The organism is Halomonas sp. H33-56, from assembly GCF_040147035.1.
GTDB classification, from domain to species: domain Bacteria; phylum Pseudomonadota; class Gammaproteobacteria; order Pseudomonadales; family Halomonadaceae; genus Halomonas; species Halomonas litopenaei.
Genome location: NZ_JAMSHP010000001.1, coordinates 1,212,055 through 1,236,773, shown reverse-complemented (window position 1 = coordinate 1,236,773; position 24,719 = coordinate 1,212,055). Strand labels below are relative to the sequence as shown.

General features: G+C 63.9%; 23 protein-coding genes. 8 read left to right on the top strand and 15 right to left on the bottom strand.

Annotation, left to right across the window (positions count from 1 at the left end):
• Positions 1-64: 64 nt before the first annotated feature.
• The 3 genes from NFH98_RS05530 (at position 65) to NFH98_RS05520 (ending at position 4,266) form a co-directional block, all read left to right on the top strand.
• Complete coding sequence (locus NFH98_RS05530) at positions 65-1,096, top strand: histone deacetylase family protein (RefSeq protein ID WP_108131523.1); 1,032 nt, start codon at positions 65-67, stop codon at positions 1,094-1,096.
• A 294-nt stretch (positions 1,097-1,390) separates the two neighbouring features.
• A complete protein-coding gene (locus tag NFH98_RS05525; protein ID WP_045991889.1) occupies positions 1,391-2,755 on the top strand; it encodes an APC family permease in 1,365 nt (454 codons plus the stop codon).
• A 248-nt stretch (positions 2,756-3,003) separates the two neighbouring features.
• Entirely contained in the window at positions 3,004-4,266 is a 1,263-nt protein-coding gene (locus tag NFH98_RS05520; RefSeq protein WP_124802500.1) for a lactonase family protein, read from the top strand.
• A gap of 143 nt (positions 4,267-4,409) precedes the next feature.
• Here the strand turns inward: NFH98_RS05520 and rpiB are convergent, their stop codons facing one another.
• From rpiB to NFH98_RS05495, 5 genes are all read right to left on the bottom strand, one after another.
• Positions 4,410-4,871 carry a ribose 5-phosphate isomerase B gene (gene rpiB, locus NFH98_RS05515; RefSeq protein WP_124802502.1) on the bottom strand — a complete coding sequence of 154 codons (462 nt, stop codon included), beginning with the start codon at positions 4,869-4,871 and terminating at the stop codon, positions 4,410-4,412.
• Between the two features lie 27 nt (positions 4,872-4,898).
• Positions 4,899-6,173 carry a TRAP transporter large permease gene (locus NFH98_RS05510; RefSeq protein WP_124802504.1) on the bottom strand — a complete coding sequence of 425 codons (1,275 nt, stop codon included), beginning with the start codon at positions 6,171-6,173 and terminating at the stop codon, positions 4,899-4,901.
• Positions 6,173-6,652 carry a TRAP transporter small permease gene (locus tag NFH98_RS05505; protein ID WP_221621127.1) on the bottom strand — a complete coding sequence of 160 codons (480 nt, stop codon included), beginning with the start codon at positions 6,650-6,652 and terminating at the stop codon, positions 6,173-6,175. Before NFH98_RS05505 ends, NFH98_RS05510 begins: the two co-directional genes overlap by 1 nt.
• 68 nt (positions 6,653-6,720) lie before the next feature.
• Positions 6,721-7,722 carry a TRAP transporter substrate-binding protein gene (locus NFH98_RS05500; protein WP_124802508.1) on the bottom strand — a complete coding sequence of 334 codons (1,002 nt, stop codon included), beginning with the start codon at positions 7,720-7,722 and terminating at the stop codon, positions 6,721-6,723.
• A 110-nt stretch (positions 7,723-7,832) separates the two neighbouring features.
• Complete coding sequence (locus tag NFH98_RS05495; protein WP_124802510.1) at positions 7,833-8,591, bottom strand: FadR/GntR family transcriptional regulator; 759 nt, start codon at positions 8,589-8,591, stop codon at positions 7,833-7,835.
• 106 nt (positions 8,592-8,697) lie between these two features.
• On the opposite strand from NFH98_RS05495, the gene NFH98_RS05490 reads away from it, so the two are divergent.
• Positions 8,698-8,898 (top strand): hypothetical protein, encoded by a 201-nt coding sequence (locus NFH98_RS05490; protein ID WP_124802512.1) that lies wholly within the window; start codon positions 8,698-8,700, stop codon positions 8,896-8,898.
• Between the two features lie 309 nt (positions 8,899-9,207).
• Here the strand turns inward: NFH98_RS05490 and NFH98_RS05485 are convergent, their stop codons facing one another.
• From NFH98_RS05485 to NFH98_RS05455, 7 genes are all read right to left on the bottom strand, one after another.
• Complete coding sequence (locus NFH98_RS05485) at positions 9,208-9,825, bottom strand: carbon starvation CstA 5TM domain-containing protein (protein WP_185696363.1); 618 nt, start codon at positions 9,823-9,825, stop codon at positions 9,208-9,210.
• A gap of 233 nt (positions 9,826-10,058) precedes the next feature.
• The gene (locus tag NFH98_RS05480) at positions 10,059-12,410 is read right to left on the bottom strand and encodes a glucose/quinate/shikimate family membrane-bound PQQ-dependent dehydrogenase (protein ID WP_124802516.1); all 2,352 of its coding nucleotides are present in this window, start codon (positions 12,408-12,410) and stop codon (positions 10,059-10,061) included.
• A gap of 180 nt (positions 12,411-12,590) precedes the next feature.
• Positions 12,591-12,944: a metalloregulator ArsR/SmtB family transcription factor gene (locus NFH98_RS05475; protein ID WP_108449713.1), complete on the bottom strand. Its 354-nt coding sequence runs from the start codon at positions 12,942-12,944 to the stop codon at positions 12,591-12,593.
• 96 nt (positions 12,945-13,040) lie between these two features.
• On the bottom strand, positions 13,041-14,288 hold the full coding sequence (gene arsJ, locus NFH98_RS05470) for an organoarsenical effux MFS transporter ArsJ (protein ID WP_124802937.1): 1,248 nt from the start codon (positions 14,286-14,288) through the stop codon (positions 13,041-13,043).
• Between the two features lie 7 nt (positions 14,289-14,295).
• The gene (locus tag NFH98_RS05465; protein WP_349622318.1) at positions 14,296-15,312 is read right to left on the bottom strand and encodes an ArsJ-associated glyceraldehyde-3-phosphate dehydrogenase; all 1,017 of its coding nucleotides are present in this window, start codon (positions 15,310-15,312) and stop codon (positions 14,296-14,298) included.
• A gap of 72 nt (positions 15,313-15,384) precedes the next feature.
• A complete protein-coding gene (locus tag NFH98_RS05460) occupies positions 15,385-15,840 on the bottom strand; it encodes an arsenate reductase ArsC (RefSeq protein WP_308812402.1) in 456 nt (151 codons plus the stop codon).
• A 104-nt stretch (positions 15,841-15,944) separates the two neighbouring features.
• Entirely contained in the window at positions 15,945-16,502 is a 558-nt protein-coding gene (locus NFH98_RS05455; protein ID WP_231498492.1) for a YgjV family protein, read from the bottom strand.
• Between the two features lie 221 nt (positions 16,503-16,723).
• Here NFH98_RS05455 and NFH98_RS05450 point away from each other — a divergent pair, with 221 nt between their 5' ends.
• Positions 16,724-17,437 (top strand): arylamine N-acetyltransferase family protein, encoded by a 714-nt coding sequence (locus NFH98_RS05450; RefSeq protein WP_260425262.1) that lies wholly within the window; start codon positions 16,724-16,726, stop codon positions 17,435-17,437.
• 245 nt (positions 17,438-17,682) lie between these two features.
• Positions 17,683-18,207: an invasion associated locus B family protein gene (locus NFH98_RS05445; RefSeq protein ID WP_045992593.1), complete on the top strand. Its 525-nt coding sequence runs from the start codon at positions 17,683-17,685 to the stop codon at positions 18,205-18,207.
• Between the two features lie 8 nt (positions 18,208-18,215).
• Here NFH98_RS05445 and NFH98_RS05440 read toward each other — a convergent pair whose 3' ends face one another.
• On the bottom strand, positions 18,216-18,410 hold the full coding sequence (locus NFH98_RS05440) for a hypothetical protein (RefSeq protein WP_124802522.1): 195 nt from the start codon (positions 18,408-18,410) through the stop codon (positions 18,216-18,218).
• Positions 18,411-18,761: 351 nt separating this feature from the next.
• On the opposite strand from NFH98_RS05440, the gene NFH98_RS05435 reads away from it, so the two are divergent.
• Both NFH98_RS05435 and NFH98_RS05430 read left to right on the top strand, forming a co-directional pair.
• Positions 18,762-19,226, top strand: coding sequence for a (2Fe-2S)-binding protein (locus NFH98_RS05435; RefSeq protein ID WP_124802524.1), 465 nt, complete (start codon positions 18,762-18,764; stop codon positions 19,224-19,226).
• A complete protein-coding gene (locus NFH98_RS05430; RefSeq protein ID WP_124802526.1) occupies positions 19,223-21,562 on the top strand; it encodes a xanthine dehydrogenase family protein molybdopterin-binding subunit in 2,340 nt (779 codons plus the stop codon). Before NFH98_RS05435 ends, NFH98_RS05430 begins: the two co-directional genes overlap by 4 nt.
• 118 nt (positions 21,563-21,680) lie before the next feature.
• On the opposite strand, the gene NFH98_RS05425 is transcribed toward NFH98_RS05430, so the two are convergent.
• Positions 21,681-22,739, bottom strand: coding sequence for a polyamine ABC transporter substrate-binding protein (locus tag NFH98_RS05425; protein WP_124802528.1), 1,059 nt, complete (start codon positions 22,737-22,739; stop codon positions 21,681-21,683).
• Between the two features lie 177 nt (positions 22,740-22,916).
• On the bottom strand, positions 22,917-24,623 hold the full coding sequence (locus NFH98_RS05420) for a L,D-transpeptidase family protein (protein WP_260425263.1): 1,707 nt from the start codon (positions 24,621-24,623) through the stop codon (positions 22,917-22,919).
• Positions 24,624-24,719: the final 96 nt, after the last annotated feature.

Below are 24,719 nucleotides of genomic sequence, written 5' to 3'. Positions count from 1 at the left end.
GACAGCCGCGATGCAGGCCGCACACTCGTCACCTTGCCCCGGAACTGCCAAAGGAGACACCGCCATGTTGATCGTTCATAGCGACGCCACCCGCGACCGTCGCACTCTCACCGAGCTGTTTGCCGGCCAACTGGTCGCGCCCTTCGAGTGTCCCGAGCGGGTGGACTACATCATCGAACGCGCCAGGACCGAGTCCATCGGCGAGATCCGCGGCCCCGACGAGCATGGACTGGAGCCGGTGCTGGCCATCCATGACGCGGACTACATCGACTTTCTGCGGGTTGCCTGGCGCGACTGGCAGGCGGCCGGTTACGAAGGCGAAGCGATTCCCAATATCTGGCCGACACGGCGGATGCCCGGCGGCCCCATACCCCGCCATATCGAGGGCCGCCTTGGCTACTACGCCCTGGCCGGAGAAACCTCGCTGAACGCAGACACCTTCGAGGCGGCCCTGCTCAGCAAGGACATCGCCCTGACCGCCGTGGACCAGGTGCTCGACAGCGGCGCGCCAGCCTTCGCCCTGTGCCGACCGCCCGGCCATCACGCCGCGCGGGACCAGTACGGCGGTTACTGCTTCATCAACAATGTGGCGGTATCCGCCCAGCGGGCACTGGACCGGGGCCACCAGCGGGTCGCCATCCTCGACATCGACTTCCACCACGGCAACGGCACCCAGGACATCTTCTACGAGCGCAGCGACGTGCTCACTCTCTCGCTGCACGGCGACCCCATGGACGAGTTCCCCTACTTTCTCGGCTTCGCCAACGAGACCGGACGAGGTGAGGGCGAGGGCTACAACGTCAACTACCCCCTGCCCAGCGGCACCGACTACGCCCGTTGGGCGCAGGCGCTGGATGACGCCATCGCGCGCGTCAGGGACTTCGCCCCGGACATGCTGATCATCGCCCTCGGGGTCGACACCTTCGAGAACGATCCGATCAGCTCCTTCACCCTGCAAAGCGACGACTACCTGGACATCGGCGCCCGCCTCAAGCGCATCGGTCTGCCCACACTATTCGTGATGGAAGGCGGCTACGCGGTGGAAGAAATCGGGGTCAATGCGATCAACGTGCTCAAGGGCTTCGACAACGCCTGAGCCCCGGCACACGGCACAAGACACAAGGCACAAGGCACAAGGCACGACCGATTCGACGAAAACGCTCGACGCCCCGTACGACATCAGTAGGTCGCTTGTCCCGGACGGGCGTCAGCGCCACGCGAGCACCGCCGGTTTCCCATACTGGTTTGCCACGGGGACCGTGCACGGCTCGGCGAAACGTCTCCCCCGACGCAGCCACCAGACCGCATCGACGACGGCAACCTGAAACGGGCGGTAGACCACGCCCTGAGCCGCGCTCAGAACAACAACAGCAACAACAGGAACCGACCCATGACACAACAACGACGTTCCAGCCTCCCCGAGGCCCCCGACGGCCAGGACAGCGGCCTCAAGCGCATCCTGGGCCTGCCCGCCCTGGTGTTCTTCGGCCTCGCCTACATGGTGCCCCTGACCGTATTCACCACCTACGGCGTGGTCACCGAAACCACCGGCGGCCATGTGCCCATGGCCTACGTCATCACCCTGGCGGCGATGTTCTTCACCGCCTACAGCTACGGCAAGATGGTCGAGCACTACCCTACCGCCGGCTCCGCCTACACCTACACACGCCGCGCCTTCGGTGGCCGTGTGGGCTTCATGGTGGGCTGGGCGCTGCTGCTCGACTACATCTTCCTGCCGATGATCAACTACCTGGTGATCGGGATCTACATGAAGGAGGTCTTCCCCGCCATCGATCAGGGCGTCTGGGTGGTAGGAGCCATCGTCGCCGTGACCGCACTGAACATCCTGGGCATCAAGCTGGTGGCCAAGATGAATCTGATCATCATCGGCTTTCAGTTCGTCTTTCTGGCCACTTTCATCGCCATCTCGCTGAAGGTCATCGCCGGTGGCGAAGCCCCCTCGCTGCTGGCGCCCTTCCACAGCGAAGGGCTCCAGTGGACCACCATCGTCGGTGGTGCCGCCATCCTGTGCCTGTCGTTTCTTGGCTTTGACGCCGTCTCTACCCTGTGCGAGGAAACTCGCGAGCCCAAGCGTGACATCCCCCGCGCCATCATGCTGTGCACCCTGATCGGCGGCGGCCTGTTCATTCTGGCCTCCTGGGTCGGGCATCTGGTGTTTCCCGACTATCACAACTTCGGCAGCGCCGACTCGGCCGCGGTGGACGTGATGCGCCGCGCCGGCGGGGGCTTTTTGGTCGCCTTCTTCACCGCTGCATATGTAGCAGGCTGCTTCGCCTCGGCCATGGCCGCCCAGGCCAGCGTCTCCCGGATCCTGTTCGCCATGGGCCGCGACCAGGTCCTGCCCAAGGTCTTCGGCAAGCTCAGCCAGCGCTACGGCACCCCGCTGGGGTCGACGTTGATCGTCGGCGCCATCTCGCTGATGGCGCTGGTCATCAGCCTGGAGCTGGCCGCCACCATGATCAGCTTCGGTGCTCTGGTCGCCTTCTCCTTCGTCAACCTTTCTGTGATCAAGCACTACCTGGTGGATGAGCACCTGATGCAACCCAAGAACCTGCTGCGCTACGGCGTCATGCCAAGCGTCGGCTTCCTGTTGACTATCTGGCTGTGGTCGAGTCTGTCGCTCAACACCTTCCAGGTGGGACTCACCTGGGTCGCCGTCGGCTTTGCCTACCTGCTCTATCTGACCCGCCTGTTCAAGGTCGAAGTACCGGACCTGGAGCTCAAGGAAAACTGAGCGCTGACCGCGGCGCCTCCGATCAGAGCGTCGCGGTTTACAGCCCCTGCCCACAGCGCCGACATCCCGGGATGTCGGCGCTCTTCTTTGGCGCACCACAAACCTTGCAAGATCGCGCATCGAGGCATCGCATCGACCTTTTTTCCGGCCGTGTTGTGGCAAGGCACAGCCATGAAGAGCACCGCTGCAGGACTGCCCTAAGGTAAGAGACAGCTATCGAGAGTCCCTTCCCATGGAGAGCCCCGCCCATGACGCTACGCCTGCCCACCCTGATGCTGCTGACACTTGCCCCGCTGTCCACCTGCCTGGCGGCAGAAACGATCTACGTGGTCACCAACAAGACCGAAGGCAACTCGGTCGCCGCCTTCCATGCCGACGATGACGGCACGCTTTCCCTAGCCTCCGAGTATCCCACCGGGGGCCTTGGTACCGGTGATCTGGAGATTCCGGCTCTGGAGAAGAACCCTGACCACCCGCTGGCCAACGGCGATGACCCCCTGATCTCCGCCAACGCCATCGCGGCCTCCGCGGACGGCGGCTGGATGGTGGCGGTCAACCCAGGCGACGGTACCCTCAGCCTGATGAACCGCGCCCCCGACGGCAGCCTTCAGGCCGTCAACAGCGTGACGGCCTCGGACCGTTTCCCGATTTCTGTCGCCATCCACGGCCACCTCGTCGCCTCCGCCAGCGTGGGTGACAGCAACCAGGCCGGCTCCATCGCGCTGTATCGCCACACCCCCGAAGGACTGATCGCGATCCAGGGCAGCCGGCGCGACCTGGGCGCCCGCCCCTCGACCATCGCCTTCTCGCGTTCCGGAGCCTTCGTCATCGTCAACGAGCTGGTGACCGGCAAGATTCACAGCTTTGCGGTCAGTGACGATGGTCTGTCCGCCGATCCGATCGCCAGCGTGGACAGCCCGCGTGCGCCGGCCGAACGCTTCCACGCCATACCGGTGGGCTTCGCCATCGGCCAGGGGGACCAGGGCGAGACCCTGCTGATGTCGGAGGCACGCTTCCTGACGCCGGAGTTCGGCCTGCGTGAGGAGGCCGACAAGGTACCCCAGAGCCCGCTCTACAGCTGGCAGACCAGCTCGGTCTCGAGCTATGTGCTGGATGATCATGGCGGACTCACCCTGAAGACCGCCGACGCCCTGACCGGCGCTGCCATGGAAGGAGGAGAGATCGCCAACTGCTGGGTCGCGCTGAACGCCGACGGCGACACTCTCTACACCGCCAACGCCCTGTCGAGTTCCATCAGCCGCTACAGCGTCAAACCGAACGGCAGCATCGCCCTCGAGGATGCTACCGCCTACAAGGACGACGGCGAATTGCTGTTCTTCTCGGACATGGCGCTGAGCCCCGACGGCGACACCCTCTATCAGCTGGTCGGCAACACCGGCCAGGTGATGGCCTTCGATGTCGCCGAGGATGGTGGTCTATCCCTGCGCACCAGTGCAGGCGGACTGCCGGAGCTCGGCAGCTACGGCCTGGTGGTGCTGGAAGACGGCTGATGTAGCCGCCGGCATCGGTGCACCCGTGGTCATATTTTCGAGGATCGTATTTTGGCTGTCTCCATGAGGGCGGTTGCTGGTATTCCGGTTCGGCCATCACATCACCCTGAATCGGCCACGCCGCTCTCGACCTGACCCTCGGTCTAGCCCTCGACCGGCCCCTGTCCACCTTCCATGGCGTGGAGTTTCTCCACCCGCCGGCGGTACTCTTCATCACTGGAGAACTCCGCCTCCAGAAAAGCCTTGATCAGATCATTGGCAAGCCAGGGGCCCACGATCTGTGCGCCGATACACAGCACATTGACGTCGTCATGCTCGACACACTGGTGCGCCGAGTGCACGTCATGGCCCACGGCGGCACGAATTCCCCTGACCTTGTTGGCGGCGATGGCCGCGCCCACTCCGGTTCCACAGACCATCAGTCCACGCTCGACCTCTCCGGAGGTGACACGAGAGGTCACCTCTCTGGCGATATCGGGGAAGTCGACCGGCTGGTCATCGTAGGAGCCCACATCCTGCACCTCATGACCGAGGGATTCGACAAAGGCCACGACGGAGGCCTTCAGCGGAAAGCCCGCATGATCTGAACCAATGACGAGTTTCATGACAACTCCATTGCTGGCAAGGGAAAGTTAGCGCATCAGACCCGGCAGCCACAGCACCAGATCGGAGGCAAAGGTGATGATCGCAAGGGTCAGGAACAGCGGGACGTAGAACGGAATCAACGCCTTCAACAACTGCCGCAAGCTGACCTGAGCAATCGATGAGATCAAGTAAAGCGACAGCCCCATGGGTGGCGTCAGCAGCCCGATCATCAGGTTGAAGATGGCGACAATCCCCAGATGTACGGGATCGACACCCGCCAGCACCATCGGAGGGGCAATCACCGGCACCACCAGCAGGGTCGCGGTAGTGGAATCCAGAAACATGCCCACCACGAAGAAGATCAGGTTGGCAATCAACAGCAGTACCAACGGATCTGTGGATATCTGCAAAATAAAGGCCGCAAAGCTCTGGGGTATCTGCTCCACCGCCAGGATCCAGCCAAACAGCGAAGCCGCAGCAACGATGATCAGGATCGCGCTGGTACTGCGCAGCGTCGCCTGCAGCGCGGACCACAGATGGGCCCAGGTAAGCTCCTTGTAGATCATGCCACTGATCAGCACCACATAGGCTGCGGTCACCGCCGCCGCCTCGGTGGGGGTAAACAGTCCCAGCATCATGCCGGCGATCATCAGCACTGGTGCCAGTAGCGCCGGCAGTGCAGGCAGCAGCGACGTGACGACCTCCCTGGCCGTCGGCCAGCGAGCAGAGCGTGGCATGTCGGAGCGCAGTGCCAGCACTGCGGCGGTAATCATCAGCAGTGCGACACAGATCAGTGCCGGCACGATACCCGCAATCAGCAACTGAATGATCGAGACGCTGGTCACCGAGCCGTAGACGATCAGCGGAATGCTCGGCGGAAAGATCGGCCCGACCACCGCAGAGGATGCGGTCACCGCCGCGGCAAAGGGTGCCTTGAAGCCGCGCTTGCGCATGGCTTCGATCTCGATCTTGCCAAGCCCACCCACGTCGGCCAGCGCCGCCCCGGACATTCCCGAGAAGATCAGGCTGGAAAAGATGTTGACCTGGGCCAAGCCTCCCGGGGCTCGCCCCACCAGGGTGTCGGCGAAGCGAAAGATGCGGTCGGTGACACCGGAGAGGTTCATCAGGTTGCCGACAAAGATGAAGATTGGCACCGCCACCAGCGGAAAACTGTCCAGCGCGTAGGTGACACGCTGCCCCAGCAGCCCCAGCGGAAAGCCCTCCACCACCACATAGGCGATAGCCGGCAACAGGATGGCGTAGACCACCGGAAAGCCCAGCAGAAACAGCACCAGAAAGGCAACGATCAAGGCCAGTCCCATCAGGAAACCTCCGGCGGATCGTCATGAGATGCAGTCGCGGACTGGCCACGCAGCCGTATCACATGCTGCAGTGCCGCCACCGCGAAGCCGATAGCGGTAGATCCCAGGAAGATCCAGAACGGAATCTTGAGGGTCGGGGTGGCATTGTTGAGGTTATCGGCGATGGTCGTGATGGTAGCGAACGCCACCACACCGCTGGCCACCGCCGACGCCACGAAAATGGTGGTATCGAGCAGACGACGAGGCCGGCCGGTCAGCATATCGCGGAGCTCACTCATGCCGATGTTCTCGCCGTGGCCTACTACCAGCGGATAGCTGGCGAAGACCAGACACACCAGCAGAAAGCGCGTCAGTTCCTCGGCCCCGACCAGCGGTGACAGGAAGAGATCACGCATTACCACCTGCGACAGTGGCACTACCACGATGCCGACCAGCAGCAGCGCACAAAGCCCCTGCCAGAAACGCTTCAAGCCGGACACGGCGTTCTCCTTATTTCCTCTCGATGGACGGGGCGTCGCCCCGCCCATCGCTGACGATGCTTGCCGGTTCAATCGACCTTGGCGATCTGCTCGACATAGCTGTCAAAGGAGGGAAAGTCGGCACTGATCTGCGCGCTGACCTGCTCACGGAAGGCATCGAGATCGAGGCCGTCGTCGGCGGTGATCACCGTCATGCCACGGCCTCTGAGCTCTTCCACCAGGGCATCTTCGGACGATTGAGCCCACTCGAGCGACTCATCGGCCTTGTCGTCGAGGACCTCGGTGATTGCAGAACGCTGGTCATCGGACAGTCCCTGCCAGACATCCTCGTTGATGAAGACGGCCAGCACCGAGTGCATATGTCCGGTCAGGGCCACGTGGGACTGCACTTCATCGAGCTTGTTGGCGGCGATCATGGTCAGCGGGTTTTCCTGCCCAACCACCAGACCGGTCATCAGCGCGGTCGGCAATTCCGACACCGCCACCGGCGTCGGGTTGGCGCCAAAACCCTTGACCATGGAGATCCACAGATCCAGCGGAACCGCCCGGAAGGGCTTGTCCTTGAGGTCGGCCGGCGACTTGACTTCGAAGTTGGACGATACATGCCGTGCACCGCGATAGATGCGCCCGACGATGCGCACCCCACCGTCCTCGATCAACCGTTCGTTGATCTCCTTGACCGCGGGTGTCTCGGGATCGGTGGCGGCCAGGGCGTGGGCCGCATCGCGATAGATATAGGGGGCGTTGAACACCGCCGCCTCGGGAACGATACGCGCAAGGGACGCGAAGTCATGATGTCCCATACCGATGGAGCCCATGCGCACACCATCCACCATTTCGGCAACGCCACCTAACTGACTGGCCGGATAAACCTGGATCTCCAACTCGCCATTGGAGGCCTCGGCGATGGCCTCTGCCGCCTCGCTGGCATAACGTGTCTGCAGATCGCCTTCAGCCCCGACATGGGCATAGCGAATCGTTTCGGCAGAAGCGCTTGCAGCCGAAAGGCTGATCGCGAGGCTCAGGGCCACCCCCTGAGTGGCAAGGGTCGCAGCGGTCTTGAAATTCATCAGGCTCACCTCTCGTAGCGTTGTATTGTCGTTGTCGTACTTCGGTATCGATGGTGCGTCGTCACCTTCCTGGCAACAGACTGACGCGGCGCCATGACGATGGCTGGCGCTCAACGTCGGCCAAGGCCTGCTTCGGCTTCCTGGGTATAGGCGGCGATGATGCTCTTGCGGCGCAGTTCGTCGCCGATGGAAAAATGCTCGCGCAGGCGCTGGTTGGCCTTGTCACCGTCGCCTTCGACGATGGCCAGGAACACCTGTCGGTGAGAATCGATATGCGCCTCGATCACCTCGTCCGAACCAAGGGTGATCTGTCGACGCTGGACGTGGCTCTTGAGCAACAGCGCGGAAATCGCGTGGTACAAGGTCATCAGCGACTGACAATGGCTGGCCTCGACGATGGCAAGATGAAACTGGTAGTCGGCGCGCCCGCCCTGCTCGGGATCCTCAAGCGTGGCCATCAACTGCTTGAAGCAGGTCTCTATGCGGGCGATGTCGTTATCGGTAGCGCGATCACAGGCCAGTCGCACCGCCTGACACTCGATGGCTATCCGGGCCTGCATGACGTCGTCGAGGGCGTTTTTCTCCTGAGCCAGGTAAAAGGCGAAGAAATCCGACAACACCTTGAAGTCGGCCTTGGCCACATAGGCGCCCTTGCCGTGACGGATGTCGAGGACCCCGAGCATCTCCAGCGAGCGCATCACCTCACGCAACAGCGGTCGGCCTACCTTGAGCTCCAGAGCCAATTCACGCTCGCTGGGCAAACGATCGCCAGGCCGCCACTCGCCATTGAGGACGCGTTCACGAAAGACCTCGAACACTCTTTGATAGCCGTTGACCGACTCGCCCTCACGGATCGCGCTGTCCAACATTGGTCATCCTCCCATCCAACTGGTCTTACCTCTTAAGAGCCTTCAAGACCACTTCTCGACCATTTCACCTGACGCACATCAACAGCGACTCTCGCCGGTCACGACAATGCTGATCGCCGCCCTTCTTATTGCCAGTTTCCGCGAAATCCGACGCTTTCTCGTCAATGCCTTGAACCATAGTCGTCAGGTCTGGGCTGCAAAAGGCGACTTTGGTGCCAGCCATGTGGTCTTACCACTTTCAACCTCCAGCGCCTTCCTGAAGCGGCAACGCGCCTTCCGCCAACGATTCAGGGGCGCACAAGCCTGACGCAGGCACATTGCACAAAAAGGCCCCGCCTAAGCGGGGCCTCAATATCTGGCGCTTGGTCGACGCACCCAGGCAAGGCAACCATCTAGCCAATACAGACGACCGACACGCCTATCTGCGAACCAGCGACTGAAGCCTGGACGTGCCGCTGCAGTACCGTCACCACCTAGGCGCTGTCCGAAAAGTCGACGAGCGAAGGTTAGACAAGGCAAAAATCGGTGAAAAAGCGCAGTTTACGGGGTGTAAATGAGCATTTTGATCCGATTTTTAACGCCGTACTACCGAGCGCAGGCACTTTTCAGACAAGCCCTAGCGAAAGTGCGGATTCAGCCTGCCAATTTCGTAGAGATCGTGAAGGTAGACGTCCAGCTTGTAGACCAGGTGGGTGGCGACGATCAGCAGCGCGATCAACGAAAGCAGGACGGCGGGATCGTTGGCCCAGGCGAACGCCGGTGAGCCCAGTTGATAGCCGATGGTATAGACGCTGAGCCCACCCAGCCCCAGTACCGACAGGCACAGCGCGATGATCACGATGATCAGGGTGCCACGCAGGTCCCGGCTCGGCGGGCGGGTCGTCCAGCTGGCCAGATGGCGGACCATGATGCGCCCATTGGTGACGATCTGGCGACGCCGGCGTAGCAGCATGGCGGCATTGACCGGCTCGTCGTCCCGAGAAAAGGCCGCCAGCGCTACCCTGGGGTCGACGCGGCCATCGAAGCGCTCGTTCACCGCCCGGGCAAAGGCCTCGCGATCACCGGTATTCCTGGCCTGCTCGGCCAGCCGAGACAGCTCCTCAAGCGCCTCGGCGTCCATTCCGGGACGCTTCTCGAAGTCGGCAAAGTGCTGCTCGTAGTAGATGTAGTAGACCTGATAGATCGACAACAGCACGGCCGCGTAGATCATCACGTAGAGGACGATATCTGACATGCGTTTCTCCCTGTCCCTGGCGGTAGGCCGTCGGGACACACGATCCCGAAGCGGCACAAAGATCCCCATTATCTGAATCTTTTATTATGGCCGGTAGCGGGTGTTTTGCCGCACCCCGGTCATCCGCCCCGTTACCTAAGCAAGAGCCCCCGTCGGGTATCCGACGAGGGCTCTTGCTGCAACGGCGTTGTTTCAGGGCAGGAGCCGGATGTTCGGCTCCCCTCCCTGCTCGCCTACTGTGACGCCTGATCCGGCAGCTTGTAGGCCATCACGTAGTCACCGATGGTGGTGCCGATCGAGCCATGCCCCCCGGCCACCAGCACGACCATCTGCTCGCCTTTGCTATTGAGGTAGGTCATCGGCGTGGCCTGGCCGCCGGCTGGCAGCCGCGACTCCCACAGCTGCTCGCCGGTGGTCAGGTCGTAGGCACGGAAGTAGTCGTCCACGGACGCCGCCAGGAAGGCCACTCCTCCGTCGGTGATGATCGGACCGCCGATACCCGGCACCCCCATCTCGAAGGGCAGCGGCAGCGCTGTCATGTCTTCGATGGTGCCGTTCTTGTGCTGCCAGGCGACCTCACCGGTACGCAGGTCGGTGCCGGCCACGTAGCCCCAGGGCGGCTGCTGGCAGGGAATGCCCAGCGGCGACAGGAACGGCTTCATCTCCACCGCGTAGTCGGCACCGGCGTTCTCGTTGAGCCCCTGCTCACCCTGGTTGGTCTCGCCGAGTTCGGCGCCATCCTTGGGCACCAGGGTGCTGGTGAAGGCCAGATACAGCGGCATGCCGAACATCACCTGGCGCTTGGGGTCCACCGCCAGGCTACCCCAGTTGAAGACGCCGAAGTTGCCGGGGAAGACGATGGTGCCCTGCTCGGACGGCGGGGTGTACTGACCCTCGTAGCGCAGCGAGCGGAACTGGATACGGCAGACCATCTGGTCGATCAGGCTGCCTCCCCACATGTCGGCCTCGCGCAGCTTCGGCGGACGGAAGCTCAGGGCAGACCTGGGCTGGGTCGGTGCCGCGTAGTCGCCTTCGATGGTGCCCTGCGGTGCCGGCTCCTCGGTGATCGGGAAGATCGGCTCGCCGGTGGCGCGGTTGAGGACGTAGACGTCCCCCTGCTTGGTCGGCACCACCAGCGCGGGCTGCATGCCCTCGTCGGTCTCCAGGTCGACCAGGCTCGGCTGCGCCGGGGTGTCCATGTCCCACAGGTCGTGGTGGACGAACTGCTGGACCCACTCCACCTGGCCGCTGTCCAGACGCAGCGCCACCACCGAGGTGGCGAACTTCTCTTCGGCCTCACTGCGGAAGTGGCCGAGCTGGTCCGGGGTCCGGTTGCCCATCGGGAAGTAGATCAGCCCCAGCTCTTCGTCGGCGCTGGCCACCGCCCAGCTATTGGGGGAGCTGGTGGCGTAGGTCTCGTCCTCACCGATCGGCGCGGTCTCGTTCGGGTTGCCGGAATCCCAGTTCCAGCGCAGCTCGCCGGTCCTGGCGTCGTAGGCGCGGATCACGCCGGAGGGTGAATCGACGGCGTAGTTGTCATTGACCGCCCCGGCCACCACCACCAGGCCATTGGCCACCACGGGGGGCGAGGTCGAGTAGTAGAAGCCGGACTGGGTGAACGGCATGTTGTGCATCAGGTCCAGCTCGCCGTTGTCGGCGAAGTTGGCGCAGCGGGCACCGGTGGCCGGATCGACGGCCAGCAGGCGCGCATCGGAGGTCGGCATGAACAGCTGGGCGTCGCACTGGATCGGCTCCAGCGCCTCGGCCGGCTGGCTCGCCGCCGCGACGTCGAGGCTATCGCCATCGCCGGATGCCGGCGGCAGGTAGGAGACGCCACGACAGGTCTGGTGCTGGCGTGAGCTTTCCGCAGGCACCTTGGCGTCATACTGCCAAAGTTTCTCGCCGCTATCGGCGTCCAGCGTCACCAGCCAGTTGTGCGGCGTACACAGAAACAGCGCATTACCCACCTTCAGCGGCGTGGCCTCGTAGGTGGTCTCCCCGACGTCGTCAGGGCCCTTCCTGTCACCGGTCTGATACTGCCAGGCCAGTTCCAGTTCGCCGACGTTATCCGGGGTGATCTGGTCCAGCGGCGAGTAGCGCTGACCCAGGTTGCTGCGGCCGTAGGCATGCCAGCTCGCCTCCGGCGAATCGCCAAGCTCGGGTGACTGGACGATCTCGTCCTCGTTGAGTCGCCCCTCGATGCGATGAGCGTCCACCGCCAGACTACCCAGCAGGCCTACACCCAGCACCGCCCAGACCGGCAGCAGCACCGCCGTACCCAGACGCTTGCCGGCACGCGGCGGCCACAGCAGCGGAATGGCTAGCAGCATCAACAGGCCCATGCGGGTGGCCAGCGGCCACCAGTCATAGCCGGATTCCCAGAGGGCCCAGGCGGCCGTGGCGACAAGCAGCCCGGCGTAAAACAGCTGCGCCGGCACGCGACGGGAGCGCGCCATGGCGCCCACCGCGATCAGCACCAGACCGGCCAGGGCGTAGTACCAGCTTCCACCCAGGGTGACCAGCCAGGCGCCGCCCCCCAATAGCGAAAGCCCCACCAACAACAGGATGAGGGAGTAGATGATCATGATCCAAGGTCCTTGCACTGAATCGTTTAAGTGGCCGGCATGTTAATTGGTTAGCATGAGAATTAACATGCCGGTGCACAGCTTCAGTGTAGGCCCTCTTCTTGTAATACAGGCAAGTTGCCTGCGTCTTTTCAAAGGCCGGGCAAGGCGATCAGGGTGACCATGGAAGGCGACAGCGCCTCAGCAGAGGCTCTCGCAGCGCTGCGGACGATCCCCCATCCTGGCCAGTCCTTCGTGCAATGCCTCAAGCTCGGCCCGTCGCCCCCGGGCGCCGGCTTCGAGACAGTCGAGCGCCCAGTCGGGCAGCTCGGCGCTCAGGCGGTAGTGGACCCACTGGCCATCGCGACGATCCTGGAGCAACCCACAGCGACGCAGCTCTGCCAGGTGGCGTGACACCTTGGGTTGCGACACCTCGAGCACCGCGGTCATTTCGCAGACGCAGAGCTCTCCTTCCTGCAGCAGCAACAGCATGATCGACAGGCGCGTCTCTTCCGACAGGCACTTGTAGAGGCGTAACGGGTCCAGCGACATCATCGGCGTTTCCTGTTCATCTTTGCCTGTTCATCTTTTTTCCCTGGGCAGCGGCCTTCTTCGTTCAGCGTCACGGGGTTCCTCCGCGGGCCGACTATCTTAAGCGGGCCTTGCCTCGTCGTCAGCGGCTGCGGGCTCAGGCTGACCATCGCCGGGCAAGGCCAGTGCCATCAGGGCGCTGGCCAGCACCAGCGCCGCTGACACCCACAGGCAGGCCGACAGCCCCTGGCTTTGATACAGCCAGCCCGACAGCAAGGTGCCGAGCAGGCGCCCCATGGCGTTGGCCATGTAATAGAAGCCCACGTCCATGGAGGCACCCTCGGCGCGGGCGTAGTGCACGATCAGGTAGCTGTGCCAGCTCGAATTGATGGCGAACAGCACCCCGAACAGCAACAGGCCCACCACCAGCCAGCCCACCTGAGCCAGCGGCAGCACCGCCAGCAGGGCTGGCAGCCCCGCCAGGGCCAGCGCCCAGAATACCGTCGTGCGTCGCTGGCTTCCTGCCATCAGCGAGGTCAGCCGGGGCGCCTGGGTCTGGACACCGCCGTAGCCGATCACCCAGATCGCCAGCAGCCCGCCCACCGTCCAGTGGCTCCAGCCATGCTGGTCATAGAGAAACACCGGCAAGGCCACCACGAACCAGACGTCCCGGGAGGCAAACAGACACAGGCGCGCGGCCGACAGGACATTGATCGCGCGGGACTTGGAAAATATCTCGGAGAACTTGGGCTTGCGCTTCGCGCGCCCCAGATCGGCCTTGAGGCGAACCAGCGAGAGGACCAGCACCGCCAGCAGCATCAGCGCCATGACGATGACCGCACCACGAAAGCCGATCAGCGTCAGCAGCAGGCCGCCGAGGAAGAAACCGGCCCCCTTCAGCGCGTTCTTGGAGCCGGTCAGGATCGCCACCCAGCGATACAGGGTAGAGCTTGCCGAGGCACTCTCGGCGGGCACCAGTACCTTGACCGCGCTCTTGGCGCTCATCTTGTTGAGGTCCTTGGCGATGCCCGACAATGCCTGGGCCGCCATGACCCAGGCCACGCTCAGCGCCGAGGACGGCACCATCAGCATGGCCAGCGCCACGATCTGCAGAGCGAGTCCCAGATTCATGGTGCGATTGAGCCCCAGCCGTGCCCCGAGCCAGCCCCCCACCAGGTTGGTGATCACCCCGAAGGCTTCGTAGAACAAGAACAGCATCGCCACCTCGAGGGGCGAATAGCCCAACTGGTGGAAGTGCAGCACCACCAGCATGCGCAGGGCGCCGTCGGTAACGGTAAAGGCCCAGTAGTTGCCGGTGATCAGCAGGTACTGGCGGATTTCGAAGGGCAGCGCCTTCACCCGCGCCATCAACGATTCAGCCACGACCCACCTTCAGCGCCAGCTCTGCGGTGCGGTTGGCGTAGCCCCACTCGTTGTCGTACCAGGCGTAGAGCTTGAGCTGGGTGGCGTTGACCACCATGGTCGACAGCGCATCGATGATCGAGCTGCGCGGGTCGGTGCGGTAATCGATGGAAACCAGCGGGCGCTCCTCGTAGCCGAGAATACCGGCAAGCTCCCCTTCGGCGGCCTTGAGCAGGGCGGCGTTGACCTCATCCACCGTCACCTCGCGCTCAAGTTCGAAGACCATGTCGGTGAGCGAGGCATTGGCCAGCGGCACGCGGATGGCGTGGCCATTGAGCTTGCCCTCGAGCTCGGGAAAGATCGCGGTGATCGCCTTGGCCGACCCGGTCGTGGTAGGGATCAGGCTCATGCCACAGGCCCGCGCCCGACGCAGGTCCTTGTGGGGCGCGTCGAGGATGGTCTGGGTGTTGGTGATGTCATGCACCGTGGTCATGGAGCCATGACGGATTCCGAAACACTGTTGAATCACCTTGACCACCGGGGCCAGACAGTTGGTGGTGCAACTGGCGGCGGTGACGATGCGGTGCCGCTCGGGCTCGTAGAGATCATCGTTGACCCCCATGACCACGTTGAGCACGCCCTCCTCCTTGACCGGCGCGCTGACCACGACGCGCCGCACGCCCTGGTCGAGATAGGCCTGAAGCCTGTCCAGAGTCTTGTGCTTGCCGGAGCATTCGATCACCACGTCGCAGCCGGACCAGTCCGCGTCGGCCGGCACGCTTGCTCCGCTGAAGGCCACCGCGCGACCGTCGAGGTTCAGCTGCTCGCCCTCGCCATTGATCCCGCCCTCGGGCGAAAAGTGGCCGTGCACCGAATCGAACTCCAGCAGGTGGGCGAAGGTGGCGGCGTCACCACCGGGATCGTTGACGCGAACCAGGTCGACCTCCCCGGCGGCGATACGCGGCCACAGACTGCGAACCACCAGGCGGCCGATCCGCCCGAAACCATTGATACCGATACGTAGCGTCATGAAAGTCTCGCTTTAGAAAGTGAGTATTGCGCCCCGGCACCCGCCAGGCTCTGCCGACAGAGGGTTACGCCATCAATCGTCGGCCAGGTGGCGGGCGCGATCACGATCCTTGATCTGCAGCCACAGCATCAGGCGCACGCGGATTTCCTGAAGCGCCTGGGCGTAGGCGTTGTCACGCTCGATGCCACGGGGATCGCGGATATCCCAATAGAGATGCTCGTCGCGACTGCCCTCCCAGTCGCGACAGGTTTCCTGGGCCTTGTCGCACAGCACGATGACGGCATCGAAGTGCTGTCCCTCGAAGCTGTCGAGGGACTGACTGGCGAGCCCCTCGGTGCTGATGGACTGCTCCTTGAGCGCGGCCAGCGTCTTCTGATGCGGCTCGTCCGGCTCGGTACCGGCGCTGAAGGCATCGAAGCGATCACCGGCCAGGTGGCGCAACAGCGCCTCGCCCATCAGCGAGCGAGCGGAATTGGCGTGACACAGAAACAACACGCGTTGCTTGCGGGACTCTTGTGACATCGTCATCGGGGGCGCCTCAGGATATATGGAATTTCATATATACGAGACAAGGATGTCAATTCCGTGACCGTTTCGCGTCCACCACAAGGAATCGACGACAGCCGCCAGGATCAGTGGGCGGCGGCCGAGGCCTGGCGCCTCAGGCGCACGATGGTGATGATGTTGGTGGCGAAGATCAGCGTCTCGGCCAGAGTGCCACCCAGCGAACCTGCCAGCAGATTGCTGATGATCCAGCAGAAGGCGGCGCCGGCCAGTACCAGACGCATCGCCACCCCTCTGAGCATGAACATGGCAAAGGTGCCAAGCAGCCCTGCCGCCAGGGCAGGAAGATCACGCGCATCGCTCCAGGTCAGCGCCGCTACCAGCAAGGTGGCGAGCAACATGCCAAGCATGATCGCCAGATTGCCGGGAAAGCGTCGCGCCAGAGCGATGCGCAGGATGATCAGGGCCGAGATCGACGCGGCTACCCAGCTCCCCAGCAGGGCAAACTGGGTCGCGAAGGCCAGGTTGGCTCCCAGCAGCAATACCAGGAGCTTGTCGTCATGCCGGCTGGCGAAGCCGATCACACAGAGCGTGAGCGCCACCAGGCTGACGGCCTGCCCGGCGAGCCATCGCAGCCCCATCTCCTCCATGCCAAGCCCCCAAGCGATCGAAAAAGGATCGGTCATCCTAGCACGGCTGTTGCGCTGTGCCGGGCAGGCAGGCAAGCGACCGAGCCTGTCCGCATGCGTGGTGACGACGCGCGAAGGCTGGCAAGGCCGCTGCCCTCGCACTAGGCTAAACCGAACTTTGCTACGCGTAACCGCCCATGCCCCTCTCGGACTTTCCCTGCGACCAATACCTTGAGCGTATCGGCCTTGTGCAACCTGTCGAGGTGTCTGCCGAGTGCTTGCACGCGCTGCATCGCGCCCAGCTCACCTCGCTGCCCTTCGAGAACTTCGATATCTGCCTGGGCCGCGGCGTGGATGTCAGTGCCCAGGGCATTCTGGCCAAGCTTATCGGTCAACGCCGGGGCGGCTACTGCTTCGAGCTCAACGGCCTGTTGCTGATGGCACTTGAGGCCTTCGGATTCGAGGCCAGGGCCCTGTTGGGACGTGTGCATCTGTCGGGAACCCCCACCGGGCGCAGTCATCAGGTATCGCTGGTGACGCTGGACAACCGCCAATGGCTGGTCGACGCCGGCTTCGGCACCAATACGCCCTGTGCCCCGATACCGCTGACCCCGGACACCCCGCTCCACATCGGAGACCAGACGCTACGACTGGTGGAGAACGCTTGCTACGGGATCATGCTGCAATCATTGATGGGAGCCCAATGGGTCGACCTCTATAGCGTCGATTTCACCACGGTGTGCGAAGGTGATATTCAGATGGCCAATCACTTCACCTCCACCTGGCCAGGCCTGCACTTCACCACCTCGCGCATGGCCGCGCTGACCACCCCCGAGGGCCAGATCAGCCTTTCCGACTTCACCCTGAAGATCCGACGCGGGGGCGCGGCAAGCGAACAGCTCCTGCCCCCGGGCGCGGCCTATCTGGCGGCGCTGGAAGAGCACTTCGGGATCGTACTGAAGGCCAGCTACGAGGATCTCGCCCCACTCTAGTCGATCCCGCTGTCGATCTCTCGATCGATCCCGCAGTCGCTCCTGCTTCCACGCTACCCGAGGTCGACCGCATCTTGTGTAGGGTTGGGCTGGGCTGGGCTGGGCTGAGAAAAAGAGAAAATCCGACATGGCGCCGTGGTCAGTGCCCTTAACCCCTCGCGACAGTCGCCAACAGGCCCCATTCCGTGTTGAACTATGCCCCGAGCCTTTGTCTGCCAATGGATTTGGAAAGGAGCCTGCCGTTTATGTTCAATCGCCTTGCGTCCGGCCTGCGTGCCGCCGGTGTGCTGAGCCTGCTGGCGCTGTCGCCGCTGACCTTCGCCCAGAGCACCGGTAATGCCGGACCCGCCGTCAACACCGAAACCTTCCAGTCCTGGGAGGTCAACTGCCCGGTCAACCCGTCCGACGGCTCCTGCTCCATGACCCAGCTGGTCAATGGTGCCGATGGCGAGCCGGTCCTTCGGGTCGTGGTCGGCAACCCTGCTCAGCTGGACGGTTCTGCCATGACCTTCCTGGTTCCGCTGGGCGTACGTCTGGCCCCAGGCCTGCAGCTCAAGGTCGATACCAACGAGCCGGTGGGCATGCCCTACCAGGTGTGTGTGCCCCAGGGCTGCCGTGCCGACATCCCGCTGCAGCCGCAACTGCTCAACCAGTTGAAGGCCGGCAGCACCGCCACCGTCAGCATCGTCAACCCGCGCGGCCAGCGTCAGGACCTCAACGTGTCGCTGATGGGCTTCAGCGCCGCCAAGGATCGCGTCGACCAGAACTGATCGATCCTTCACGCCACCCGCCTTCGGGTGGCGTGTCCCTTGTCTTTTCTCCTCTCCTGTCTCTCCTGTCTCTCCTGTCTCTCCTGTCTCTCCTGTCTCTCCTGTCTCTCCTGTCTCTCCTGTCTCTCCTGTCTCTCCTGTCTCTTCTCCCCACCTGTCGATTTTCTGCCAGTCGCATTGTTACCGATCTTGCGCTCGCGCATTCCTTTAGGTCCTCTCCCGCTGCCGTTTTCGGTCGGCAGAGCCGAGGCCGTGCTACGGCACTCGTGCACCTAAGTACGCTTAGCCAAGGGCGCCGACTTCGGCCCAAAGTGGAACAATAAGTTGCAGGTAAATTGCCTATGATCAGCTGCAGGGGCAAAGCCTCGACCGTGACACGCCAAGGCAACGGCAAGCATGGCGACAACGACCAGTGCAGCGCCAGTGAAGAGCGCAGCGATATCGCAAGCGCATCGACACTAAAGAGCGCAGCGCCAACAAAGAGCACAGCGCCAACAAAGAGCACAGCGCCAACAAAGAGCGCATCGACAACAACAAGCACCAGGAGGTGAACGGTGATAACCCTGACGATCAACGACCAGCAGCATGAACTGGACGTGCCCGAACAGATGCCGCTGCTGTGGGCGCTGCGCGATGTGGTAAATCTGACCGGCACCAAGTTTGGCTGCGGCATGGGGCTGTGTGGCGCCTGTACTGTTCACCTGGACGGCGCCGCCGTGCGCTCCTGCGTCACGCCGGTAGCGGCGGCTGCGGGCAAGCACGTGACCACCATCGAGGCCATGGCCACCGACGCTGTCGGCAGCAAGGTGCAGGAGGCATGGCTGGATGTCGGCGTGGCCCAGTGCGGCTACTGCCAGGCCGGCCAGATCATGAGCGCGACCGCCTTCCTCAAGGACAACGCCAACCCCAGCGACGATGACATCGCCAGCGCCATGGGGGGCAACATCTGCCGCTGCGGCACCTACAACCGGATCCGCACCGCGATCCATCGTGCAGCCGGACAGGAGGAGCAGGCATGAACCGTACCGTCGATACGCTGCTGCTGGCCAACGTCAGCCGCAGACGCTTTCTCCAGGGACTGGCCGCCGGCAGCGCGCTGGTGGTAGCCGCCCGCTGGGACCTGGCCGCCGCCGCCGAGGACAAGCAGTACGGCGCCGCCGGCATGGCCTACGGCTGGGTCGACAATCCCAACGTGTTCATCCAGATCGACGAGGACGGCAGCGTCACCGTGACCAACCATCGCGCCGAGATGGGCCAGGGCATCCGCACCAGCCTGGTGATGGTGGCCGCCGATGAGCTGGGTGCCGACTGGAGCAAGGTCAAGGCTACCCAGGCCCCGGGGGATTCCGACACCTACGGCAACCAGGACACCGACGGCTCGCGCAGCATGCGCCACTGGTTCGATCCCATGCGGCGGGCCGCCGCGTCGGCCCGTCGGATGCTGGAACAGGCCGCCGCCCAGCGCTGGGACGTACCTGTGGACGAATGCCAGGCCGGCGTCCACGTCATCGTCCACACGCCTAGCGGGCGCGAACTCGGCTTCGGCGAGCTGGCGGCGGCGGCCAGGGAGCTCGATATCCCCTCTCGAGACTCGCTGACACTCAAGCCCGAAAGCGAATGGCGACTGATCGGCAAGTCCCTCGGCCCCAGCCACGACAGTGATACCGGCAACCTCGAGCGCGCCCCGGCGGTGGACGGTGAGGATATTGTCAGCGGCAAGGCCATCTACGGCGGCGACATGCGCCTGCCGGACATGGCCTACGCGGTGATCGCGCGCCCCGATGTGCTGGGTGCAAGCGTCGCCAGCGTCGATGACAGCGAGACGCTCAAGATTCCCGGGGTGATCAAGACCGTCAGGCTCGAGGGCACCTCCCAGCCGTCTTCCTTCCACCCGCTCGGCGGCGTGGGGGTGATCGCCGACAACACCTGGGCGGCCATCGAAGGACGCAAGGCGCTCAAGATCCAGTGGAATACCGAAGGGCTCGACGCCAACGCCGGCTACGACACCGAAAGCTACCGCGAGATGCTCGAGCAGCGCGCCGATTCCCCCGGCAAGGTGCTCAGAGCCAGCGGCGATATCGAGGCAGCGCTGGCCGACGCCGAGTCCCGCCACAGCGCCACCTACTACATGCCTCACCTGGCCCATGCCACCATGGAACCACCGGTGGCCATCGCCCGGGTAAACGCAGACGGTGCCGAGACCTGGGCGCCGGTGCAGGACCCGCAGAGCGCCCGCGACCAGGTCGCCAAGCAGCTCGGCATCGACGGCGCCAGCGTCAAGGTCAACCAGACGCTGCTGGGCGGCGGCTTCGGGCGCAAGGCCAAGCCTGACTTCGTGGTGGAGGCGGCGCACTTGAGTCGCGCCCTCGACGGCCGCCCGGTGCAGCTTCAGTGGACCCGCGAGGACGACCTTCACCACACCTACTTCCACGCGCTGTCGGTGGACCGCCTGGAAGCCGGCCTTGGCAGCGACGGCAAGGTCCAGGGCTGGCGTCATCGCACCCTGGCGCCGACCATCATGTCGATCTTCCAGGACGACCCCAAGTACAAGGCGACCTACGAACTCGGCATGGGCCTGACGCCCCTGCCCTTCGACATTCCCGCGCTATCGCTGGAAAACGGCGAGGCCCCGGCACACAAGCGCATCGGCTGGTTCCGCTCGGTGGTCAACCTGCCCCACGCCTTTGCCATCCAGAGCTTCGTTGCCGAACTCGCCGCAGCCGCCGGACGCGATCATCGCGACTACCTGCTGGAACTTCTGGGGCCGGCGCGCGAGATCGACCCGCTGGCCGTCGGCGCCACCTGGAACTATGGAGAGGACCCGGAGCGCTATACCATCGATGTCGGTCGCCTGCGTGGCGTCGTCGAGCGGGCGACCGAGGAAGCCGACTGGGGCAAGTCGTTGCCCGAAGGCCGCGGCCAGGGCCTGGCGGTGCATCACAGCTTCTGCTCCTACACCGCCATCGTGCTGGACGTGGAGGTCAACGATCAGGGCAGTGTGATCGTCCACCAGGCGGACGTGGCCTTCGACTGCGGCCCCAGGGTCAACCCCGAGCGCATCCGTGCCCAGATGGAGGGCTCGGTGGTGATGGGCATCGGCATCGGCCTGCTGAACGAGATCAGCGCAAGCGGCGGTCGCATCGAACAGGACAACTTCCACCAGTACCTGCTGCCACGCCAGGCCAACGCCCCGCGTGAGGTGCGTGTCCATCTGGTAGACAATCCCGATGCGCCGATGGGCGGCGTGGGTGAGCCAGGGCTTCCCCCGGTGGCGCCGGCCCTGACCAACGCCATCTTCGCCGCCACCGGCAAGCGCATCCGGGAGCTGCCGGTGGGCAACCAGCTGAAGGGCTGACATCCACCGAGGTGAGCCCCCTTGCGCGGTGACGTCCGCGCAAAAGCGAGCGGCCAGGCTACCCTGAAAGGGTCGCCTGGCCGCTTTTTTACCGCCATTCCTTGACCGGACGGCTACCTCAACGTGAGCGCACCTCGGTCCATAGCTGCTGCAGCATGGTCAGCGAGTCCCCCTCGATCAGCGGCGTGGTCACCAGGTGACCGCTGGTCTCGGGATCGAGCCTGGAGGCCTCTCGCAGCGCCTCGTCGACCATCGGCAGGGCAGCCTCATTGGGTGTTCTGTAGTAGGCATAGTTCGCCGCCTTGGCGGCATTTTCCGGACGCATCATGAAGCTGATGAAGTCCTGGGCCAGCTGCGGATGGGGGGCTCTCGCCGGCACCACGAAGGTATCCATGCCGAGCTGGGCGCCTTCCTCGGGGGCGAAGAAGGCCAGATCACCATAGATCTCGGGGGAATCGGCCTTGCGGTAGTCCACGTCGCCGCTGTAGGTCACCGCCACTGCACTGACGCCTCGTGCCACCTGCTCCACCGCCGCGGTACTGTCGACGAAGCCGGTGAAGTTGCCCCGCTCCAGGGTCTGGCTGACCAGCTTGGCGGCGTTGATCCAGGCCTCCTGACCGACGCAGTCGAACCCAGCTCCCTGGTAGGCGCAGGCCATGCCGAGTGATACCTGGGGATCGCCACCCAGCAGCGCGAAGGGCTGGTCGGGATTGATCTCGGGGTCGAACAGCACGCTCCAGGAGTGCGGCAGCTCGGCGAAGGTGTTGGTGTCGTAGACGATACCGGTAACGCCCCACAGGTAGGGCACGCTGTAGCGCTCTACGGGGTCATAGGGCGGCTGACGGAAGGCTTCCATCAGATCCTCTCGCCCCTGCTGGATGCGCGGGTCGTCGAGCTCCCTCACCAGGCCGGCGTCGATCAGCCGGGTGACGTAGTAGTCGGTGGGCACCACCACGTCGTATTGAGCGTCACCACCGGCGGCCAGCTTGGAGAACATCTCGGCGTTTGAGGTGAAGTAGTTCTGCACCACCTCCACCCCGAACTCCTGCTCGAAGGCCTCGACCAGCGCCGGGTCCATGTACTCGGTCCAGTTGAACAGAAACAGCTTGTCGTCATCCTGCGCCCAGACACCGGTACTGACCATGCCCAGTGCTGCCACCGCCATCCATCGTTGCATGACTTCGCCTCATTCCATGTCGTTGTTGTTTGATCTTGTCTGAAAAGCGCTTGGTTCGCAGGCAAATAATGCGCCAGCCAGACAGCGTTGTACAACGCGAAACTGACAGGCCCGCCCCTCCCCCTCACAAGGCACGACGCCGCTTGCAAGAGCGGCGTCGTGGATACTCCAGGCCTGTTACAGGATGACCGGGGTATCCAGCGCCGTTACCACCGCCTGGTCGCGGTCGTAGATATCGGGACGGAAGGCCAGGTGGCCATCGGTCTCGGGTTGCACCGTCCAGTAGTTGAGCACCACCGGAATGCGCCGATCCAGAGCCACGTTGCGGGTCTTGCCGTCGTTGATCAGGCGGCCGACGTTGGCGGAGGTGTCCGAGTCGTCGAACAACAGCTGGGCCAGCTCCGCCACCCCTTCCACGCGGATGCAGCCTGAGCTCAGCGCACGCTGAGTACGGTTGAACAGCCCTCGCGACGGGGTGTCGTGCAGGTAGACCAGGTGGTCATTGGGAAAACGGATCACGACCCTCCCCAAGGGGTTGCGAGGCCCGGCCCCCTGCCGCAGCATCACCCCGCCGGGGCTCGACCAGTTGACCGAATAGGGATCAACACGCTTGCCGGAGGGTGATAACGCCACCATGTCACGGCTGGCCAGATACCCCGGATCGCGCTTCACTCGAGGCAGAATGTCCTCACGATAGATCGTGGGCGGCACCGTCCAGGTGGGGTTGAGGGTCAGGTGGGTAATCTCCGAACGCAATGTCGGCGTGCGCCGGTAGGGTTGGCCGACGACGATACGTGAGCGCCAGACGTCGCCGTCGGGGCGGAAGTAGCTGAGCCGATAACCGGCGATATCGACCAGCACGAAAGACTCCGGCAGGCCATGCAGCAGCCAGCGGGCACGCTCCAGGTTGGCGCGGATCTGATCGATGCGAAAGCCCACCGGAAGATTGAGGGCGGTCTGGGTATTGGGTCCGACCACCCCATCGTCGGCGAGCAGGTGGCGGCGCTGAAAACGGCGTACCGCCTCGGCCAGGGTGCTGTCGTACACCTCAGCTTCGGGGGCCTCGAGCTCAACGTGCGGGTAGTGGCCGGTGTCGGCGGACATCACTTCCAGTTCACCGATCATCGCCAGGCGCTGGCGCAACAGCGCGACGTCGGTGTCCTGATCGCCGGGACTCAGCGGCGTCTCGCGACTCGGCAGCAGTGGCCAGCCCCCCAGACGTTCGATGTTGCGATAGCGTGCCAGGGCGGCCCTTAGCTGACGATACGGCTCGAAAGGAGGCCGTGCCAGCGCCAGCGCAGCCTCGACATCGCCGTCGTCCAGGGCACGCGACAACGCCACCAGGTCGAACGTCGGTGGCGCAATATCGACCTCCCAGTCACTGTCGATGCGGTGTGGATCGACCTTGCCACGTTGCAGATGGGCCATGGCGGTCAGCAGCGTTTCGGTGGCCTCGAGCTCGAAGCCTCCGGGGGTCTCGAGATCGGCCCCTCTGGCCTGGCCAAGCAGCGCGTCGGGCGCGTAGTCCGAGGGTGAGAGCCCATCATCCTCGAGCGTCTTGAGTCCGTCGGCCAGGGCCTCCACGCGGCCCATGTCGGTCCACACCGGACGCTGGCCACGCAGACTGTAGAATCGCTGTACCATCTCGGAGGCGCCGACCAACTCGTTGGCCAGGGGACCCGGCACGACCCCGTCGAGATCCTGAAGGTTCTGCTCGACGCTGGCATCGCTGGCAAGCCCCTGGCCGTTGGCGACCTCGCCACTGACGTCGCCTCCGTCGCTTGCCGTTGCCCCCCAGACCGGGGCTACCAGCAGACCATAACAAAGCGCTACAGCGACGCCCCTCCTTGGCATGAGTCGCAATAGAACATTTGGGCTAAACATGGCATCTACTCCCTGCAACATGACGTCAATACTGGCCATCCTGGGCGGTATTGTCATAATAGAGTCGTCGGTATCGGGTTCCGCCGAGCCGACCTG

Coding starts and splice junctions, on each gene's coding strand:
- NFH98_RS05530 (WP_108131523.1), top strand. CDS start 65: ATGTTGATCGTTCATAGCGACGCCACCCGCGACCGTCGCACTCTCACC.
- NFH98_RS05525 (WP_045991889.1), top strand. CDS start 1,391: ATGACACAACAACGACGTTCCAGCCTCCCCGAGGCCCCCGACGGCCAG.
- NFH98_RS05520 (WP_124802500.1), top strand. CDS start 3,004: ATGACGCTACGCCTGCCCACCCTGATGCTGCTGACACTTGCCCCGCTG.
- rpiB (WP_124802502.1), bottom strand. CDS start 4,871: ATGAAACTCGTCATTGGTTCAGATCATGCGGGCTTTCCGCTGAAGGCC.
- NFH98_RS05510 (WP_124802504.1), bottom strand. CDS start 6,173: ATGGGACTGGCCTTGATCGTTGCCTTTCTGGTGCTGTTTCTGCTGGGC.
- NFH98_RS05500 (WP_124802508.1), bottom strand. CDS start 7,722: ATGAATTTCAAGACCGCTGCGACCCTTGCCACTCAGGGGGTGGCCCTG.
- NFH98_RS05495 (WP_124802510.1), bottom strand. CDS start 8,591: ATGTTGGACAGCGCGATCCGTGAGGGCGAGTCGGTCAACGGCTATCAA.
- NFH98_RS05490 (WP_124802512.1), top strand. CDS start 8,698: ATGCTGATCGCCGCCCTTCTTATTGCCAGTTTCCGCGAAATCCGACGC.
- NFH98_RS05485 (WP_185696363.1), bottom strand. CDS start 9,825: ATGTCAGATATCGTCCTCTACGTGATGATCTACGCGGCCGTGCTGTTG.
- NFH98_RS05480 (WP_124802516.1), bottom strand. CDS start 12,410: ATGATCATCTACTCCCTCATCCTGTTGTTGGTGGGGCTTTCGCTATTG.
- NFH98_RS05475 (WP_108449713.1), bottom strand. CDS start 12,944: ATGATGTCGCTGGACCCGTTACGCCTCTACAAGTGCCTGTCGGAAGAG.
- arsJ (WP_124802937.1), bottom strand. CDS start 14,288: ATGGCGCGGGTGAAGGCGCTGCCCTTCGAAATCCGCCAGTACCTGCTG.
- NFH98_RS05465 (WP_349622318.1), bottom strand. CDS start 15,312: ATGACGCTACGTATCGGTATCAATGGTTTCGGGCGGATCGGCCGCCTG.
- NFH98_RS05460 (WP_308812402.1), bottom strand. CDS start 15,840: ATGACGATGTCACAAGAGTCCCGCAAGCAACGCGTGTTGTTTCTGTGT.
- NFH98_RS05455 (WP_231498492.1), bottom strand. CDS start 16,502: ATGACCGATCCTTTTTCGATCGCTTGGGGGCTTGGCATGGAGGAGATG.
- NFH98_RS05445 (WP_045992593.1), top strand. CDS start 17,683: ATGTTCAATCGCCTTGCGTCCGGCCTGCGTGCCGCCGGTGTGCTGAGC.
- NFH98_RS05440 (WP_124802522.1), bottom strand. CDS start 18,410: ATGCGCGAGCGCAAGATCGGTAACAATGCGACTGGCAGAAAATCGACA.
- NFH98_RS05430 (WP_124802526.1), top strand. CDS start 19,223: ATGAACCGTACCGTCGATACGCTGCTGCTGGCCAACGTCAGCCGCAGA.
- NFH98_RS05425 (WP_124802528.1), bottom strand. CDS start 22,739: ATGCAACGATGGATGGCGGTGGCAGCACTGGGCATGGTCAGTACCGGT.
- NFH98_RS05420 (WP_260425263.1), bottom strand. CDS start 24,623: ATGTTTAGCCCAAATGTTCTATTGCGACTCATGCCAAGGAGGGGCGTC.